General features: G+C 61.2%; 17 protein-coding genes. 7 read left to right on the top strand and 10 right to left on the bottom strand.

Features of this window, described 5'->3' with window-relative positions; genetic code table 11:
• Positions 1-418 precede the first annotated feature (418 nt).
• Positions 419-1,351 carry a hypothetical protein gene (locus QMO82_RS31645; RefSeq protein ID WP_183609044.1) on the top strand — a complete coding sequence of 311 codons (933 nt, stop codon included), beginning with the start codon at positions 419-421 and terminating at the stop codon, positions 1,349-1,351.
• A gap of 127 nt (positions 1,352-1,478) precedes the next feature.
• Here QMO82_RS31645 and QMO82_RS31640 read toward each other — a convergent pair whose 3' ends face one another.
• Positions 1,479-2,384 (bottom strand): LysR family transcriptional regulator, encoded by a 906-nt coding sequence (locus tag QMO82_RS31640; protein ID WP_183609043.1) that lies wholly within the window; start codon positions 2,382-2,384, stop codon positions 1,479-1,481.
• A 95-nt stretch (positions 2,385-2,479) separates the two neighbouring features.
• Between QMO82_RS31640 and betC the strand changes: the two genes are divergently transcribed.
• Positions 2,480-3,994, top strand: coding sequence for a choline-sulfatase (gene betC, locus QMO82_RS31635; protein WP_183609042.1), 1,515 nt, complete (start codon positions 2,480-2,482; stop codon positions 3,992-3,994).
• Between the two features lie 16 nt (positions 3,995-4,010).
• Here the strand turns inward: betC and QMO82_RS31630 are convergent, their stop codons facing one another.
• Entirely contained in the window at positions 4,011-4,871 is an 861-nt protein-coding gene (locus QMO82_RS31630; RefSeq protein ID WP_183609041.1) for a sugar phosphate isomerase/epimerase, read from the bottom strand.
• A gap of 65 nt (positions 4,872-4,936) precedes the next feature.
• Complete coding sequence (locus QMO82_RS31625; RefSeq protein ID WP_183609040.1) at positions 4,937-6,307, bottom strand: amidase; 1,371 nt, start codon at positions 6,305-6,307, stop codon at positions 4,937-4,939.
• A gap of 275 nt (positions 6,308-6,582) precedes the next feature.
• On the opposite strand from QMO82_RS31625, the gene QMO82_RS31620 reads away from it, so the two are divergent.
• Both QMO82_RS31620 and QMO82_RS31615 read left to right on the top strand, forming a co-directional pair.
• Positions 6,583-6,861 carry a hypothetical protein gene (locus QMO82_RS31620; protein WP_183609079.1) on the top strand — a complete coding sequence of 93 codons (279 nt, stop codon included), beginning with the start codon at positions 6,583-6,585 and terminating at the stop codon, positions 6,859-6,861.
• Positions 6,862-6,939: 78 nt separating this feature from the next.
• On the top strand, positions 6,940-7,374 hold the full coding sequence (locus tag QMO82_RS31615; RefSeq protein WP_183609039.1) for a DUF1810 domain-containing protein: 435 nt from the start codon (positions 6,940-6,942) through the stop codon (positions 7,372-7,374).
• 95 nt (positions 7,375-7,469) lie between these two features.
• Here QMO82_RS31615 and QMO82_RS31610 read toward each other — a convergent pair whose 3' ends face one another.
• Positions 7,470-7,658: a hypothetical protein gene (locus QMO82_RS31610; RefSeq protein WP_097616358.1), complete on the bottom strand. Its 189-nt coding sequence runs from the start codon at positions 7,656-7,658 to the stop codon at positions 7,470-7,472.
• A gap of 71 nt (positions 7,659-7,729) precedes the next feature.
• On the bottom strand, positions 7,730-8,353 hold the full coding sequence (locus QMO82_RS31605) for a TetR/AcrR family transcriptional regulator (RefSeq protein ID WP_183609038.1): 624 nt from the start codon (positions 8,351-8,353) through the stop codon (positions 7,730-7,732).
• A gap of 126 nt (positions 8,354-8,479) precedes the next feature.
• Here QMO82_RS31605 and QMO82_RS31600 point away from each other — a divergent pair, with 126 nt between their 5' ends.
• Positions 8,480-8,695, top strand: coding sequence for a hypothetical protein (locus tag QMO82_RS31600; protein ID WP_183609037.1), 216 nt, complete (start codon positions 8,480-8,482; stop codon positions 8,693-8,695).
• A gap of 79 nt (positions 8,696-8,774) precedes the next feature.
• Here QMO82_RS31600 and QMO82_RS31595 read toward each other — a convergent pair whose 3' ends face one another.
• Complete coding sequence (locus tag QMO82_RS31595; protein WP_183609036.1) at positions 8,775-9,632, bottom strand: SDR family oxidoreductase; 858 nt, start codon at positions 9,630-9,632, stop codon at positions 8,775-8,777.
• A gap of 210 nt (positions 9,633-9,842) precedes the next feature.
• Between QMO82_RS31595 and QMO82_RS31590 the strand changes: the two genes are divergently transcribed.
• Positions 9,843-10,676, top strand: a complete 834-nt coding sequence (locus tag QMO82_RS31590) for an IclR family transcriptional regulator (protein WP_183609035.1) — start codon at positions 9,843-9,845, stop codon at positions 10,674-10,676.
• Positions 10,677-10,698: 22 nt separating this feature from the next.
• Here QMO82_RS31590 and QMO82_RS31585 read toward each other — a convergent pair whose 3' ends face one another.
• Positions 10,699-11,907: an amidohydrolase/deacetylase family metallohydrolase gene (locus QMO82_RS31585; protein WP_183609034.1), complete on the bottom strand. Its 1,209-nt coding sequence runs from the start codon at positions 11,905-11,907 to the stop codon at positions 10,699-10,701.
• 267 nt (positions 11,908-12,174) lie between these two features.
• Positions 12,175-13,044 (bottom strand): sigma-70 family RNA polymerase sigma factor, encoded by an 870-nt coding sequence (locus QMO82_RS31580; RefSeq protein ID WP_183609033.1) that lies wholly within the window; start codon positions 13,042-13,044, stop codon positions 12,175-12,177.
• A gap of 110 nt (positions 13,045-13,154) precedes the next feature.
• Between QMO82_RS31580 and QMO82_RS31575 the strand changes: the two genes are divergently transcribed.
• The gene (locus QMO82_RS31575) at positions 13,155-13,613 is read left to right on the top strand and encodes a carboxymuconolactone decarboxylase family protein (protein WP_183609032.1); all 459 of its coding nucleotides are present in this window, start codon (positions 13,155-13,157) and stop codon (positions 13,611-13,613) included.
• Positions 13,614-13,677: 64 nt separating this feature from the next.
• On the opposite strand, the gene rhaI is transcribed toward QMO82_RS31575, so the two are convergent.
• A complete protein-coding gene (rhaI, locus tag QMO82_RS31570) occupies positions 13,678-14,970 on the bottom strand; it encodes an L-rhamnose catabolism isomerase (protein ID WP_183609031.1) in 1,293 nt (430 codons plus the stop codon).
• A gap of 217 nt (positions 14,971-15,187) precedes the next feature.
• Positions 15,188-17,284, bottom strand: a complete 2,097-nt coding sequence (locus QMO82_RS31565) for a bifunctional rhamnulose-1-phosphate aldolase/short-chain dehydrogenase (RefSeq protein WP_183609030.1) — start codon at positions 17,282-17,284, stop codon at positions 15,188-15,190.
• Between the last annotated feature and the right edge of the window lie 143 nt (positions 17,285-17,427).

The following is a 17,427-nucleotide window of genomic DNA, read 5'->3' as shown; positions in this document are numbered from 1 at the left end:
TATAGACCAGGAGAGCGAGATACACCCGCCCACTTACCGAATGCCCTCTCTATTACTCATGTTGCATAGATCGCTAGCAAGCCGCGATCCAGTAACGGGAGGAAGAACTCCATCGAATCTCGCAAATCCGAGGGAATCGCAACTCGCTGAAATCACTCAATTCTTTTTGAGGCAGCCTCTCATGCGCTTCAGCAACCCAGCCATGGTCATAGTGATTATTGCTGTACGCCCAATGAATGACTTTAGATTCGTGAAAATATCAATCACTATGAGCCGCGTACAATCCCAACTAACGATTCCAGGGCCGAACCATATTGCTTGGCTTTTCTTTTGTCTCTGATGATGTTGCACGCGAATTCTGCTGGGTAGAGCACGCCGGACATTGCCGTGCTGGAGTTTCGATGAAAAAGGTGGCGCCATGACCCATATTGCACTTCGCTCCCTGGCCAAGGGACTGGGTTCCTTTGTCCTGCCGCAACTGCGAAATACGCACGTAGAAGGGGGCACTGCTTCTGCGCGCCACTGTTATGACCTTTTCTTTCGCCACTACGGTCACCTAGCGCCTTGGCTGAACGGCAAAAGACCTGAAGTATTGGTCGAGGTCGGCCCCGGAAGTTCGCTTGGCGTTGGGCTTGCCGCACTGCTTGCGGGCATCGACACGTACATCGGGCTGGACTTGCAAGACCACCGGAGCATCGAGCACGATCTTGAAGTCCTGAACGGTTTGATTGAACTCTTCGGCGAGCGGGCCGCATTTTGGGATAATACCGTATCGGGCGACATCTTTTTTCCGCCGTCACCGACAAACTTCGCCTGGGATCGGATAGATGGGATCGTGCAACAGCGCCTCAGTGCGGAGGCAATCGACGCGCTGAAGGCGGACCTCGTGAATGGCAGCGAACGATTAAAGTTCGTCGCACCATGGACCGATTTCAACGTACTGCAGGCGGGTGTGGCTGACTGGCTGATGACGCATTCAGTCATGGAGCACGTGGACAACCTCGTTGATACCTATATCGCTATTGCTCGGTGGCTGAAGCCAGGAGGGTTTGCGACGCACCTGATCGACTTCCAATCTCACGGTCTGTCAAGCGACTGGAATGGGCACTGGGTTTTGAGCGCGCCCACGTGGACGATGATGCGTGGACGACGACCCTACCTGATAAATCGGAAGTGGCGCAGCCATCACATCAATCTGATGCAGGAGAGCGGCTTCGAAATCCTTGCGGAACTCCAGTACATCCGTACGGACGGACTAGGACGGAAGGAATTTCGAACGCCGTTCACGTCAATGCCAAATGGTGACGAAAAAGTTGCGATGAGTTTCTTTGTGACGAGAAAAATCGGCTAAGAGTCGGACTCGAAAAGGCTTCAACTATATCCATATCTTGCGAGGCGTGTGGTGAGCATGCGGATGTGGCCATGGTTATCCGGGATAACCGCCGTCAGAGCCTTTCCGCCATGCGGCGCGGCTCGAGCTAGCCGACCTTCCCCGCCTCGTTCATCAGCCAGGTGCTGAGCTTCTCGCTGTGGGCGCTTGCCGATCGCGGCGGCACCAGCCAGTAACCGCGGTCTTTCGCTTCCAGCGGCGGGCCGGCTTCGACAAGCATGCGCGCGGAAAGCAGCGTATCGACGAGCCCCATCCAGCCGATCGCCACGCCCTGGGCGCTCAGCGCAGCCTGAACGACCAGCGAGTATGTATTGAAGCTGATATCATCGCGGCCGGCATTGATGTCGCGGATGACGGAGAATTCGGTCAAATAGCTGCGCCAGTCGAACCAGGGCGACGGCATCGGCGTGTCGAGATGGATCAGAACCGCTTTGGCAAGCTGCCCCGGATCGTCGAACGGGCCGTTGCGATCGAGAAATCCCCGCGTGCAGACGGGCACGACCTTTTCCCGCAGCAGCAGCGTCCCGATGGCGCCGAATTCCGCCCGCGTACCGAAAACGACCGCGACATCTGCCTCGTCGCGAAAATCGGCGGCAAACCTCTGCGTCGCGACGATCTGTATATCCGTTTCCGGATGGAGAAGACGAAAGCCATCGATGCGCGGGATTAGCCAAAGCGACGAAAAGGCATAGTCGGTTCTGAGCCGGACGATCGGCCTTTGCGCTTCGGCACTGAACCTGCGAGCCAGCGCATCGATGTCAGCGACCGCCTTGGCGGCGACCTCAAGAAGCCGCTCGCCTTCGGCCGTCAGCGCTACGCCGCGATGCTGGCGGCGCAGCAGGCCGACTCCGAACTGCTCCTCCAGCCGGCGGATCTGGTAGCTGACGGCGGGTTGGGTCAGCCCGAGAAGCGTTGCGGCTGCCGAAAAACTCCCGAGTCTTGCGACCTCGACGAAGATGCGCATCCATCCAAGATCAATCGGGTGGTCTGGCATAAAAATTCCTTTAGGCACCCATCGAAAAAAGCTGTCTTTACAGCCACGATAATAGGCGTTTCAATAAAATCTTCAAATAGCATAGGAGGAACCGGATGGCGCGCCCGAATATTCTCATTCTGATGGTGGATCAGTTGAACGGGACCTTTTTTCCCGATGGGCCGGCCGATTTCCTTCATGCGCCGCATCTGAAATTCTTGGCGGAACGTTCCGTGCGTTTTGCCAATACCTATACGGCAAGCCCGCTCTGCGCACCGGCGCGGGCTTCCTTCATGTCCGGGCAATTGCCGAGCCGGACGCGCGTCTATGACAATGCCGCGGAATTTGCCTCTGATATTCCAACCTATGCGCATCATCTGCGCGCCGCCGGATACCAGACGGCACTTTCCGGCAAGATGCATTTCGTCGGCCCCGATCAGTTGCATGGCTTCGAGGAGCGTCTGACGACCGACATCTATCCGGCCGATTTCGGCTGGACGCCCGACTATACCAAGCCCGGCGAGCGCATCGACTGGTGGTATCACAATCTCGGCTCCGTCACCGGCGCCGGCGTCGCCGAGATCACCAACCAGATGGAATATGACGACGAGGTCGCCTACCACGCCACCCGCAAGCTGTTCGATCTGTCACGCGGCCATGACGAACGCCCCTGGTGCCTGACCGTCAGCTTCACCCATCCGCACGACCCCTATGTGGCGCGTCGCAAATTCTGGGACCTTTATGAGGATTGCCCGGCGCTTGACCCGGCGGTTGCGCCGATTGCCTATGATCGGCAGGATCCGCATTCGCAGCGGCTGATGAAAGCCTGCGACCACGACGCTTTCGACATCAGCTCGGAAGAGATCCGGCGGGCAAGGCGGGGCTACTTCGCCAACATCTCCTATATCGACGACAAGATCGGCGACATTCTCGACGCCCTCGAACGAACCCGCATGGCCGATAACACGATCATCTTCTTCGTTTCCGACCATGGCGACATGCTCGGCGACCGCGGCCTCTGGTTCAAGATGAATTTCTTCGAAGGATCGGCGCGCGTTCCGCTGATGATGTCGGTCCCCGGCTGGAAGCCGGGACGTATCGATCAGCCCGTCTCCACGCTCGACGTGACGCCGACGCTGGCTGCTCTTGCCGGGATTGATATCGCCTCGCTGAAACCATGGACCGAGGGCGAGGATCTCGCGGCCCTTGCCGCGGGAACCGGCAGCCGCGGCCCGGTGCCGATGGAATACGCCGCGGAGGGTTCGGAAGCGCCGCTCGTCTGCATCCGGGACGGACGCTACAAGCTCTCGCTCTGCGAGAAGGATCCGCCGATGCTGTTCGATCTCGAGGCCGATCCGAAGGAACTCGACAATCTCGCAGTCAACCCCGCACACGCCGACACCCTGGCACGGCTTGTCGAACAGGCACGTCGGCGCTGGAACCTTGCCGATTTCGACGCAGCCGTGCGCGAAAGCCAGGCGCGCCGCTGGGTGGTCTACGCGGCGCTGCGTAACGGCGCCTATTATCCCTGGGACTATCAGCCGCTGCAGAAAGCCTCGGAGCGCTATATGCGCAACCACATGGATCTGAACGTGCTGGAGGAAAGCCAGAGGTTTCCGCGCCAGGAATAAAGGGAAGCATTGCCGATCAAGCGGTCCTGCGGGCCGGCGCCTCGCCCAGGAATTCCTCGATGAAGGCCTTTTGCAGCAGGATGCCGTCCCACTCGTCGGGGAAGAAGGGTGAGTCGTAGATCAGCGTGAAGGGGCCGCCATAACCGGCCCTCTCGCACATCTCCAGGCACTGGCGGTAATCATCGGCATCGAGGCCGGCGACGCCGTAATCGGCTTTGGCGTGGCAGATTTCCGCCCGCCGCATGATGTCGGCGAGACCCTCGTATTTTTCCGGCGCTGCCCAGTTGCCGAGGTCGCCGTTGAGGCCGACCTTGCCGTCCAGCCGGTCGAGCAGCCAGTTCATCTCGACGGGCGACGGCAAGAGGTCGAACCAGTTCTCGACGACGGCGCGCACACCACTGCCTTCCGCTTGTTCGCCCAGCCAGCCGAGGTGACCGGCGGCGCGGGTAAGGTTTTCCTCGGTCGGGCTCTGCTTGCCGGCAATGACACGCATTCTCTCTGCCCCGAGGGTAGCGGCGATATCGATCCACTCCGCCATCCATCTGACGTCGCGTTCGGCGGTCCCGGCATGGCTCGGATCGCCGTCCTCGACGAGCAGCGTCTGGAACAGCACGTTCGAGGCCGCCATCGCATCGCTGAGTTCATGGAGGTAGGCCGCATCCAGGCTCGGCAGATGGAACGAACAGATCTCCAGCCGGTGGATGCCGCGCGCTGCGAGCGCCGCCGGCACGTCGATCAGCGCCGCAGCACCGGGGCCGTAGGGCTCTTTCGGCGCAGCACTTTTGTCGGGATCGGGGCTATAGGCATAAACGGCGCCGAGCAGCCGATGCAGCGACCATGTCGAAACCGCGAAACGTCCGTTTTGCAAGATCTGCACGTGCCGTCCTCCAGCATCTCCTCCTGCCATCAATGGCAATAAAAGCCCGGCGGTTCAATTGCCGATCAGGCGAAATCGCCGCGAATGACCGGCTCGGCGGCCAGGGCCGTCCCGAGCAGCGCCTCGTCGCGACGGGCGGTCGCCGAAAGCAAGAGCCCGACCGGCATGCCCGATACGCCGGTGCCGCAGGGAATGGAAACACCGCACCAGTCGAGGAAATTGCCGAGCGCGGTATTGCGCAACGTCTTGTTATTCGTCGCGAAAAACAGCTCGTCGTCCTGCTCCAGCGGCCCGATCGGCGGAGCGACATGAGCGACCGTGGGAAAAGCGATCAGCCGGTCGCCGACGAGACGCTCGACATCGGCGATCAGCCGACCGCGCGCCTCAAGGATTCTGAGATAGTCGGCCAACGTCGTCTTGGCGCCCAGGCGGGTGCGCATGACCACCCGGTGGTCCATCCTGTCCGCGTCCGGTCCAGCCAAGCGTTCATGGTGAAGCGCGAAAGCCTCCGCCGTCACCAGCGGACCATAGCTCGTCATCAGATCGAAAATCTCGTCGAAGGCCGGAATGACGGCACGAGAAACCTGGGCGCCGGCTTTGTGAAGACGGTCCAAAGCTGCCTCGAACGCGGCGACGACGCCGGGTTCGGCGCCGTCGAAGACGACGTTTTCAGGCACGAGGAGTTCCAGCCCTTGCAAGGGGCGTACAATGACCGCGGGCGCCGTCAATCCGCGCATCGCCGCATCGATCCAGACCGCGTCCCTGACGTTGCGGCAGAGCGGCCCCAGCGAATCCAGGCTCTTTGCCAGCGGATAGACGCCTGCCATCGCGTAACGGCCATGCGTCGCCTTGTAGCCGACGATACCGTTGAAGGCGGCGGGAATGCGCACCGAGCCGCCGGTATCCGTGCCCATCGCGACCGGCACCAGCCCGGCTGCAACGGCAACACCGGCACCGGAAGACGAACCCCCAGGAATACGCGGGAGATCGGTGCCGCGCGGATTGACCGGCGTGCCGTAATGCGGATTGATGCCGAGACCGGAAAAGGCGAATTCGCTCATATTGGTGCGGCCAACAGCGACCATGCCCGCCTGCCGGAGGAGACCGACGACGGCCGCATCGCGCTTGGCCAGCATGTCCTTGGCCAACACGACGGAACCCGCCGTCGTCGCCAGACCTTCGATATCGAAAAGATCCTTCCAGGCAATGGGAATACCATCCAGCAATCCGAGCGAGCGCCCTTCCCGCAAACGCTTCGAGGCGGCACGCGCCTCCTCCATCGCCCGGCTTTCCAGCAGTGTGGTGAAGACGGCCTTGTCGGCATGGTTCGCGATGGATTCGAAGACCGCCTCGGCCACGCCGACCGGATCGGCGGCGCCGCCTTGAATGAGGACGGAAAGCTGGGCGACCGACATCGCGCCGAAGGATTTGCTCATGAGACGATCCAGACGAAAGATGATGCTCTCGATTATCCCGGATCATTCCGGCGAGCCAGAGCTTCACGATATTTTGCATTTATTAGAACGATTTTTTGAACACTGAGTTTGCATATCGCCCCTTCAATTGCCGCGATTAAAGACACACATGCTGCACGCATGCGGGAGTCGGTTCGCCATGAGGGTTGAGAGTTATTCTTGAGAGACCGGCATCGCATGTGTTGCAGGAGTAAATTAAGATGACAGATTGTGAAACTTTGACCCGTCGCCAGGATATGGTGACCCTTCATGTGAAAGAGGATGAAACCGCCGGTTTGGGCGAGCGCGACTATGTCGAACATGTCACCGCCCAGAAACTTTCGGGCTTCGAGCGCGTTGTCGTGGTCGCCGCCCTGGCTCTCTTGAGCTTTGTCGGTTTTGCCGCATATTCTTCCAGCGAGACGGATCCGGTGACGACATCGGCCATTGCCGCCACATCAGGCGACAATACACCGCACCATCAGCCTTACGGCCATTGCCGTGAGAGCAGCCCTTATGCCGAAAGGGTTTGCTGAGGGCGGGCTCAGGCGACCTAACTCGCCGGGCATGGGAGACCTTGGCCAGGCTGCATTGACAGCGAAAAGGGAAGGACCATGGCCGGTGATATCGATTACAATCTCGACCGCTTTGTCGATGCCCAGAACGGCGTCTACGAAAAGGCGCTTTCCGAGCTGAAAGCCGGGCGCAAGACCTCCCACTGGATTTGGTTCATCTTCCCGCAGATTGCCGGTCTCGGCACGTCGCCGATGGCCGAAAAATATGCGATCCGCTCGGCCGAAGAAGCCGCTGCCTATCTCGCCGATCCCATTCTCTCTAGCCGGCTGCTGCGCTGCGTCGAGGCGATCCTATCGGTCCACGGCCGTTCCGCGCATGAGATCCTGGGCTCGCCCGACGACCTCAAGCTGTGCTCGTCCATGACCTTGTTTGCGGCGATCAGCGATCATGGCTCACCCTTCCACCGGGTGATCGAACATTTCTATCAGGGAAAATTCGACGAGCGGACGATGGAGATCCTTGGAGCGGATTAGAGCAATTCCAGGAAGTGCGAAGCGGTTTTCCGTCCGGAATTGCGTAAAACAAAAGGGTAGAGCGGTTCTGCGTTTCCGTTAAAAGCTGAACCGCCCTAGCGCCCCGGGCTGCTTTCCAGTGCGGCAATTTCGTCGGCGATTTCGCTCAGCCGCTGACGCAAATCGCTGTCGGTGCCGTCATCGACCTCTTCCTCGCCGAAACAATATCGCGCATCGTGAAGCTCCAGCTTGGCTTCGAGCTCGGCGCGTTTGGCATACAGGTGCTTGAGATAGACGTAATTCATCTCCGGTCTCCACATCGCCGTCCGGTGATGGAAAACGATATGGAAAGGGTAAGGTTCCGCGAAAGGCCGATTCAGGCGAAAGAGGCGATCGCGGCGTTGCAGGCCTTAGCGAAATGGCCGCAGCAGCTGGCAGCGCCCATGGCCTGGCGGGTGACGCGCGCACCTTCGAGCAACAGCGTCAACGTATCGGCGAGAAGCTGGGGTTCGCGCGCGCCGGCCGCCGAACAGAGCGCGGCCAGGCGATCACGCTGTTCGGCCTTGTGCCGCTCGATCATTTCGTGGGCGGGATGGCCCTCACCCTTCAGCTCGATGGCGGCATTGGCGAGATCGCAGCCGGCGGGCTCGCCGTTCAGACATTGCGCCCGCGTCTCCACCCAGGCGTAAAGCTGGGCGCGCGGATTGCCGGGATAGGCCGTCTCCAGATCGCGCCAGATGGCACCGGCCCTTTCGGAAGCGCGGCGCAGCGTCTCGCAGACCAGCTCGTCCTTCGAGCCAAAATGCCGGTAGAGCGTCATCTTGTTGGTCAGAGCCGCGTCGGCGATGGCATCGACGCCGATGCCGCGGATGCCGCGCTCGCGGAAAAGCTCCGATGCGGTCGAAACAATACGCTCCCTGGGCGGGATGCGATCTTCGGAAACGACTACGGAGATTTCATTCGAAGTTTCTGATTTTTTTGCGGACGTAGTCCTTGACATCAATGTGACCGATCGGTAACAAATGCATTGTTACTTACCGGTAACACCACGAAACGCGAAAGTCAATGTTGAAGCATGGCGGCGAAAAGTGGAACACGGGCGACCGCCCACGAAAGGAGGACAACCATGAGAAAGACCAGAGACGACCTGACGATATCCGAAGCGCTTCGCGACCCCCTGATCGCCATGGTGTTGCGCGCCGACGGCGTGAAGCTTGAAGACTTCAAGCAACTCCTGGAGACGGCCGCCGGCAAACGAGAACCGCGCCCGACATCGGTGGCCAACATGATCGGAGCGCTCGCAAGCCGCGCCAATCTGCCGGCCATGCCCTGCTTCGGCTGAACAAACGCCTGAACAGCTTGGGGATCTCCCTGCCCCCGTCAAGGGCTGCCGTCACAACCAGACGGCGGCCCTTGCGGCTTTAGAGGATCGGCTTGCCGCCGGTGACCGCGATTGTCGTGCCGGAGACATAGCTCGACAAGGGATCGGCCAGCATCACATAGGCCGTTGCAAGCTCGGCCGGCTGGCCCGGCCTCTTCATCGGCACCTGCTTGCCGAAATTGCTGACGCTGTCTTCAGGCAGCGTCGAGGGAATGAGCGGCGTCCAGATCGGGCCCGGCGCCACAGCATTGGCGCGAATGCCTTTTTCGGCCAGAAGCTGGGCAAGGCCGGCGGTGAAATTCTGGATTGCGCCCTTGGTCGTCGCATAGGCAAGCAGCGTCGGGTTCGGACTGTCCGCATTGATCGAGGCCGTGTTAATGATGGCGCTGCCGGGCTTCATATGGACGACGGCCGCCTTGGTCAGGTAGAACATCGCATGGATATTGACCTTGAAGGTCAGTTCCCATTCCTCGTCGCTGATCTCGTCGATGCTCTTGAAGCTCGCCTGATGCGCGGCATTGTTGACCAGAATGTCGATGCCGCCGAACTCCTTGACCGCCGTCTCGACGATCTGCCTGCAATGGGCGGGATCCTGGATGTCGCCGCTGACGAGCACAGCCCTGCGCCCGGCCTGCTCGACCAGCCGCTTCGTCACATCGGCATCCTCATCCTCGTCGAGATAGGAGATCACCAGATCGGCGCCTTCCCGGGCATAGGCGATCGCCACCGCCCGGCCGATGCCGCTATCGCCGCCGGTGATGATTGCCCGCTTGCCTTTCAACCTTTCGGAACCGCGATAGCTCTCCTCACCGTGATCGGGAATGGGGTCCATCCGCGCGGTAAAGCCGGGCATCGGCTGCTTTTGGGACGGGAAAGGCGGTTTCGGATAATTCGTCATCATTGCCTCCTGGGTTCAGGGGGCAAACTCGGGCTATGGCTTGTTGTTCCAAGTTTATGGTGGAGTTCTTGCCGACCAGTCGCACGCTCTGACACGATCCCGCTGCAGCATCCGCCCTCACGATCAACCCACAAAATGTTGCGATTTGCCACAGCGACCGCTATGCCATAGTAATGTAACACAATCGCGGTTTTAACGAGGAACGTCGAATTGGACGGAAAGACATCCCCCACAGCTTACTCCGAAGATGAGGGCCTTGGCGGCGAGGCCGGTGGCAAGGGTGCGCGCCGCGCGCGCGTCAGCGGCATCGACCGGGCGCTTCAGGTGATCGATCATCTCTATGAGACCGGATCGCCGGCCGGCGTCTATGCGATCGCCAAGGCGGTGAAGGCGCCGCTGTCGACCGTTTATGTCATCGTCGACGATCTGGTCGAGAAAAACATGCTGACGCGCCAGGCGGACGGCTCGATCTGGCTTGGCGCGCGGCTCTACCATTACGGTCTCGCCTATGCCCGATCGCTGGATTTCATGAGCATCGCCACCCACGAAATGCACGATCTCTGCCGCCAGGCCGGCGAGACGGTGCAGGTCTGCGGCCGCGACGGCGATTTTATGCTGGTGCTTGCCATGGCCGACGGCCCGAGCCACTTCCAGGTGGCATCGCGCGTCGGAACCCGGGTGCCGCTGAACTGGACGGCGTCGGGCCGCCTGCTCGTCGGCCACCTGGCCGAGGCGGAACGCATCGAACTGTTCAAGCGCTGCGCCCGCTCGTCACCGACCGGCCGCGCCGAGATCGATCCGGGCACCCTCTCGGAATCGGCCGGCAAGGCCTTCGAGGCGCGCCTGTCGATCCAGGCGGGGGAATCGGATTATGCGGTTGCCTGCATCGCCTCGCCGATCTGCGATCGCGACGGCCAGTGCGTCGCCACCATTTCCATCGTGCTACCGGAGCAGAAGGCTTTTTCCGACGAAAACCACTATGCGGCGCATGTGCGCAGTTCGGCGGAGCGGATCGAAAAGCTGATGGGTTGGCGCAACCGCTGACCCTTGCCCTCTTCAGTGGATCCTACCGGTAGGAATAACCATGGCTGTGGCGCACCAGCTTGCGCGCCCGCGGCACGTAGCGGCTGGCGGCGAAAGCATCGGCGCCGATCACCGCGTAGCGCGGCTCGAACAGCTTGCTGAGAACAGAGACGTCGCCATTCGAATCCGTCGCCTCGAGCGCGGAATCGACCAGATCGAAAATCGTGAATTCGGCCTGCGCGCCGATCGCAAGCCGGTTCTCCATCGACAGCTTGATGACAGATGCCGGCGCATGGGTGACGGCTTCCACCACCTTGTCGAAGGGCATGCCGACGCAAAGCAGCTTCGACATCGTCGTCGCCAGGTCCCAGACTGGGAAGTTCATCGAATGGCCGTGCAGATCAGTCGAAATCGAGAACGGTAGCAGCCCGCGCGCGATCGCCGCTTCGGCGACTTTGAAGGAGAAGGAGGCGCCGCCATGGCCGATGTCGAGGCGGATACCCTCGGAGGCGCAGCGCTCGGCAAGATAGAAAAGGTCCTCGTCCTCCATGATGCTCGAACCGGCCTTGCCGTTGAAGCAGTGGGTGACGACGTCGCCGGGGCCGAGAATCTCCAGCACTTCATCATAAAGCGCCGGCGGTTCGCCGACATGCACCATCATCGGCACCTTGAGGATCTTGGCGACCTTCTTACCGAGCTTTACCGGGGTAACGCCCCAGGAGCCGGTGATGACATGGCTGGCGCGCACCTTGATGCCGACGATGTGCTCGCTGTTTTCGGCATAGACTTCGAGGATGCGGTCGAGATCGATATCTCTTATATCCCTGAGTTCCGCGACGCGGTTGCAGGCGACGAGGCCGATCGAGCCGAGGTTCAGGAAGGCCTTGATGCGCTCGCGCGCGGGCTCGATGATATATTCGCGGAAACCGTGGAAATTCGCCTCGCCGGCTGAACCGGCATCGACCAGCGTGGTGACGCCGCGCTGGACGCCGCATTCGGACGGGCGGATGGAAATATCGGTGCCGCCGTGCCAGATATGCACATGCAGGTCGATCCAGCCGGGCGAGACGAAGGCGCCCTTGCCGTCGATGCGCGTCACATCCTGGGAAACGGCGAGCGAAGCACCGATCTCAGCGATCCTGCCGTCACCGTCGACGAGAATGTCGACCGCCGCAGCCGGCGCGCCGGCGCCGAAAGCCACCGGTCTGACATTGGCGAGCAGGAGCGGCTTCTTCGGCTGGTCCCCGGACATGATATGCATTCCTTTCGAAGTCTCGGATATGAATCGACCCGCGCCCGGCGGCGATCCGCCTGGCTGGTCATCATGGAAGAGGGGATGGAATACGTGTCGTATTCCAATAATTCCATAATTATGTTATGCAAATCTTTATAATAGAATATAAGTGACAGCGTCGCTGTCAAGGAAAATGACATCGCTCTGACGGTCGGGGAAAAGACGGCACGCGCGCCTCTCCGAAACACGTCTTCCAGCAAGACAAACCCGAATTGCCGTTTGTTTTCAGCCGGAAAGCACTGAATAATCCACCCGTTCGAGATAATCCGGATCGGCAAAGGCGTCGATCGCCATGATCTTGCCGTCGGCGATGGTCAGTGCCACGACGACGCGAATCTGGCCCTCGGTGCGCACGACGAATCCGACTTCACCGTCGACGATGGCGGCTTCCGCCGCCTGCGCCCGGCCCTTGAAAAGCGCGGCGACCGCCGGAGCGCCGCGAACCTCCCCGACCGCTCCAAATCGGGCCGCCGTCGCATCCGGCCGGAAGGCGACATCGGGGGCAAGCACGGCAATCAGCGCCTCGATATCGCCATTGCGCGATGCCGTCAGAAAAGCCTGCGCGATCGTCTGCTTCCGGCCGAAATCGACATCAGGCGCCTCGTCCACGCCCTGCACCCGGCGACGGGCGCGGCTTGCAAGCTGCCTTGTAGCGGCGGACGACCTGCCGATGATCGAAGCGATCTCGTCGAAGGGCAAATCGAACATGTCGTGCAGCACGAAGGCGACACGCTCGGCCGGCGCCAGCGTCTGCAGCACCACGAGCAGCGCCACGCCGACCGATTCGGCAAAGGCTGCGTCGCGCTCCGGATCGTTTGCCGGATCGGCGATCGCGCCATGGACAGGTATCTCCAGCGGCTCCTCACGCCGGGTCTTGCGGGCACGCAGCATGTCGAGGCAGATGCGCGCCACAACAGTCGTCAACCAGCCGCCAAGATTGCCGACATCGCTCGTATCCGCACGGCTCAGCCGCAGCCAAGCCTCCTGAACGGCATCCTCCGCTTCACTGCGCGAGCCGAGCATGCGATAGGCGGCGGCCCGCAGATGCGCCCGGTTCGCCTCGAATTCATCGGCCAGCCATTTTTTCTCGTCCATCCGTCACATTCCTCCGCTGTGTCCCGTCAAATCAATGACGAATGAAACCCGGCCGATGTGACAGCGCCGGCGGATCGTCACACCGCTAAACGCATCAAGGAGACAATATCATGCAGGAGAGAATGGGAAATCCCGCCCTCGTCCTTCCCGCGGCCATGCAGGCGCTGGCTGCTCTTGCCAAGGTGCCGGCCGAGACCGGCCTTTCGCCGAAGCTGCTCGAACTGGTCAATCTGCGCGCCAGCCAGATCAACGGCTGCAGCGTCTGTATCGACGGTCATCCCCGCATCGCCAAGAAGCTCGGCGAGACGGATGAACGGCTTTTCGCCGTCAGCGCCTGGCGCGACACGCCCTATTTCAGCGATGCCGAACGGGCAGCCCTTGCGCTGACCGAGGCGGTGACCCGCGTCAGCGACCGCGCCGACCCGGTGCCCGATGATATCTGGGACGAAGCCACCCGGCATTATGACGGCAGGAGCCTTGCGGCCCTCGTCATCGCCATCGCCAACATCAATGTCTGGAACCGGCTGAACATCGCCACCCGCCAGATCGCCGGCGCCTGGAAGCCGTAAACGGCGATTGCCGGCAGGGACTCACCCCGCGCTGCCGGCATTCATCTTTATTCGGTCTGGCCGCTCAGATGATGCCGCCGCCGCCGGCAACGGAAGCCGGGCGCTCAGCCGCCACTTGTCTGCGGTAACCGCTGGCGCGGTAGACGGCGATCGGGTCGATCGCGCCGCCGGCCCTGCGGCGGACCTCGGCCAGGATAGGCTCGACATCGGCGCGATAGGCGCGCTTCAGCGTTTCCGACGCCATCAATGCGTCATTGTCCTGCTGGTAGCCATCGAGCGCCTTGCGGTCGACGATCAACGCCTGTGCATAGGCGCGGCGGATTTCGTTGGCGCTGTTGATCAGGCTTTCGATCGGGTCGGTGACATTATGCGACTGGTCGATCATATGGGCCGGGTTGAAGTCGTTGACGCCACGCTGCTCGGCATCGACCAACTCGTTGAAAACGAGGAACAGCCGGTAGGGATCGATCGCGCCGGCGTCGAGATCGTCGTCGCCATATTTCGAATCGTTGAAGTGGAAACCGCCGAGCTTGCCGAACTGGATCAGCCGGGCAACGATCATCTCGATATTGGTGTTCGGCGCATGGTGGCCGAGATCGACGAGACAATAGGCCTTGGGGCCGAGCGTCTGGGCGATCAGGTAATTGGTGCCCCAATCCTGCACGATCGTCGAATAAAAGGCCGGCTCGTACATCTTGTGTTCGGAGAACAGTTTCCAATCGTCGGGGAGCGCCTTGTAGATATCGGCCATCGAGGCGAGGTAACGCTCGAAAGCCTTGGTGAAATGGCTCTGGCCGGGGAAGTTCGAACCGTCGCCGATCCAGACCGTCAATGCCTTCGAGCCGATCGCCTTGCCGATTTCGATACATTCGAGATTGTGTTCGACCGCCTGGGCGCGTGTTGCCGCGCCGGTGTGGCTGAGCGAGCCGTATTTATAGGAATGGGCCTGGCCCGGAGCATCGGAAAAGGTGTTGGAATTCATCGCATCGAAGCCGAGGCCGAGCGCGTCGCCCTTGGCCCTCAACTCCCGCGCATCCGCCTTATCCCAGGGAATATGCAGCGATACATTCGGGGTCGCCTGCGTCAGCTGGTTGATGACGGCGCAATCGTCGAGCTTGTCGAAAATGCCGCGCGGCTCGCCGGTGCCGGGGAAGCGGGCAAAACGTGTGCCGCCGGTGCCGACACCCCAGGAGGGAACGGCGACGAAGAATTCCGCGACCCTGCGGGTAATTGCCTCGATATCGACGCCGCGACGCGCAAGTGTGGCGCCCAGCGCCTCGTAATCGGCTTTCAACGCGGTTGCCCGCTTGTCGTTATCCGTTGCAACCAGATCCTGCGCGATCCTGAATTCGGCCATGTCTTCCTCCCGATTCTGCAATTTAAACATTGGGATCTTGCCGTGGGGCAGCCCCTCATCCGCCTGCCGGCACCTTCTCCCCGTTCAGACGGGGAGAAGGGAGTATGCCGCGCCATCTCTGTCCCACTCCGACTTTCCGTCGGGCAAGTCCCCTCTCCCCGTCCTGACGGGGAGAGGGTTAGGGTGAGGGGCGGACGCATCCGCCCCCAGTCAAAAATCAGCGCGTAAAGCTCTGCACGTTGCCGGCATCGACGTTGATGATGTTGCCGGTCGATTTTGCCGAAAGGTCCGATGCGAGGAAATAGATCGCCTCGGCGATGTCTTCCGGGAAAACGTTGAGTTTCAGCATCGAACGCTTGCGGTAATGTTCCTCGAGATCATCAACCTCGATCTTCGACGAGGCGGCGCGCTGCTCGCGCCATTCGCCGCTCCAGATCTTCGAGCCGCGCAGCACGGCATCCGGGTTGACGGTGTTGACACGGATGCCGGCATCAGCGCCTTCCAGCGCCAGGCAGCGGGCGAGATGGATCTCGGCGGCCTTGGCCGTGCAGTAGGCAGACGCGTTCGGCGAGGCGGCAAGACCGTTTTTCGAGGCGACGAAGACGATGTTGCCGCCGAGCGCCTGGCGGCGGAACAGGCGGAAGGCTTCGCGCGAAACGAGGAAATAGCCGGTCGCCAGAATATCGATATTGCGGTTCCAGGTCGAAAGCTCGGTCAATTCGATCGGCGCGGAAGAGGCAATGCCGGCATTCGAGACGAGGATATCGATGCCGCCGAATTCAACCGAGGCTTCCGCGAAGGAGGCGATCACCGCATCTTCCCTAGTGACGTCGAGCCGAATGCTGCGCACGGCGTCAGCGCCGTATTTCTTGACGAAATCGGCCTCGGTGGCTTCGAGCGCCGCCTGATCGATATCGGCAAGCACCACGCAGGCGCCCTCGCCGACGAGGCGCGCGGCGGTCGCCCGGCCGATGCCGCCGGCGCCGCCGGTGACGAAGGCCACACGACCGGCAAGGCTCTTCGGCTTCGGCATGCGCTGGAGCTTCGCCTCTTCGAGCAGCCAGTATTCGATATCGAAGGCTTCCTGCTCCGGCAGGCCCTGATATTCCGAGACCGTCGAGGCGCCGCGCATGACGTTGATGGCGTTGACATAGAATTCGCTGGCAATGCGGGCCGTCGCCTTGTCGCGGGCGAAGGACAGCATGCCGACGCCGGGAACGAGGAAGATGACGGGATTGGCATCGCGCATGGCGGGCGAATTGTCATGCTTGCAGTCGTTGTAATAGCGCGCGTAGTCGGCGCGGTAATCCTCCAGCGCATTGTCGAGACCGGTGACGATCGCGTCGACATCCGGCTTGGCCGGATCGAAATCGACGATCAGCGGGCGGATCTTGGTGCGCAGGAAATGGTCGGGGCAGCTGGTGCCGAGCGCGCCGAGCGGACGCAGATCCCTGGAATTGACGAATTCGAGCACGGCGTCCTGATCGTCGAAATGACCGAGCTTGCGCTCTTGCTTGCCGATGCGGCCGCGGATCTCCGGCATCAGCCGGGCGGCGATGGTGCGGCGTTCCGCAACGGTCAGGCTCTGGGTGAGCGCGCCGCCGAAAATCGTCTTGCCTTCGGTCTTCTCGGCAAACCAGACGATCGCCTTGTTGATGATATCGAGCGTCAGCTCGTAGCAGGCCTTGGCGTCATCAGCCCAGGTAAAGAGGCCGTGGCTTTCGAGCACGACGCCCTTGGCATTCGGGTTTGCGGCGACGAAAGCGCCGAGGTCGAGGCCGAGCTGAAAGCCCGGACGGCGCCAGGGCAGCCAGCCGATCTCATCACCGAAGATCTGCTGCGTCAATTCCTTCGAATTCTTCGACGCGGCGATCGCGATGATCGCGTCAGGATGCATGTGGTCGACATGGGTGAAAGGCACGAAACCATGCAGCGGCGTGTCGATCGAGGCGGCACGCGCGTTCAGGTTGAAGGTGCAGTGCGGCAGGAAGCCGACCATGCGGTCTTCGTCCTCAACGCCCTTGTAGATGCCTTTCAGCGATTCCAGCTTGTCCTGGTAGAGCGTCGCGAAACCGTCGAGCTTGATCGTGCCGACGTCGCCGCCCGATCCCTTGACCCACAGTACCTTCACCTTGCCGCCCGTCAGCGGATCGGTTTCCAGCACCTTCGCCGAGGTGTTGCCGCCGCCATAATTGGTGATGCGCTTGTCGGCGCCGAGCAGGTTGGAGCGATAGAGCAGCTTGCCAGGCTCATCGAGGCCTGCCGCGTAAGCATCATCCCACCGGTTTTCCAGAAGCCGGACGTTCGCCGCCATGTCATCCTCCCATACAGGCTTGTGAGGCGCCGCGATCAGCGCGCCCTTTCGCTCACGGTATCGCGCATCAAAACAGCGCTTGTCAATCGAAAACGATCAAATTCGATTATTGTGCAGCGCAATATGAAATTTTATGATCGTTT

This window comes from Rhizobium sp. BT04, assembly GCF_030053135.1.
GTDB classification, from domain to species: Bacteria; Pseudomonadota; Alphaproteobacteria; order Rhizobiales; family Rhizobiaceae; genus Rhizobium; species Rhizobium binxianense.
The sequence above is the reverse complement of the archived record's forward strand: the minus strand, read 5'-3'. Positions and strand labels throughout refer to the sequence as shown.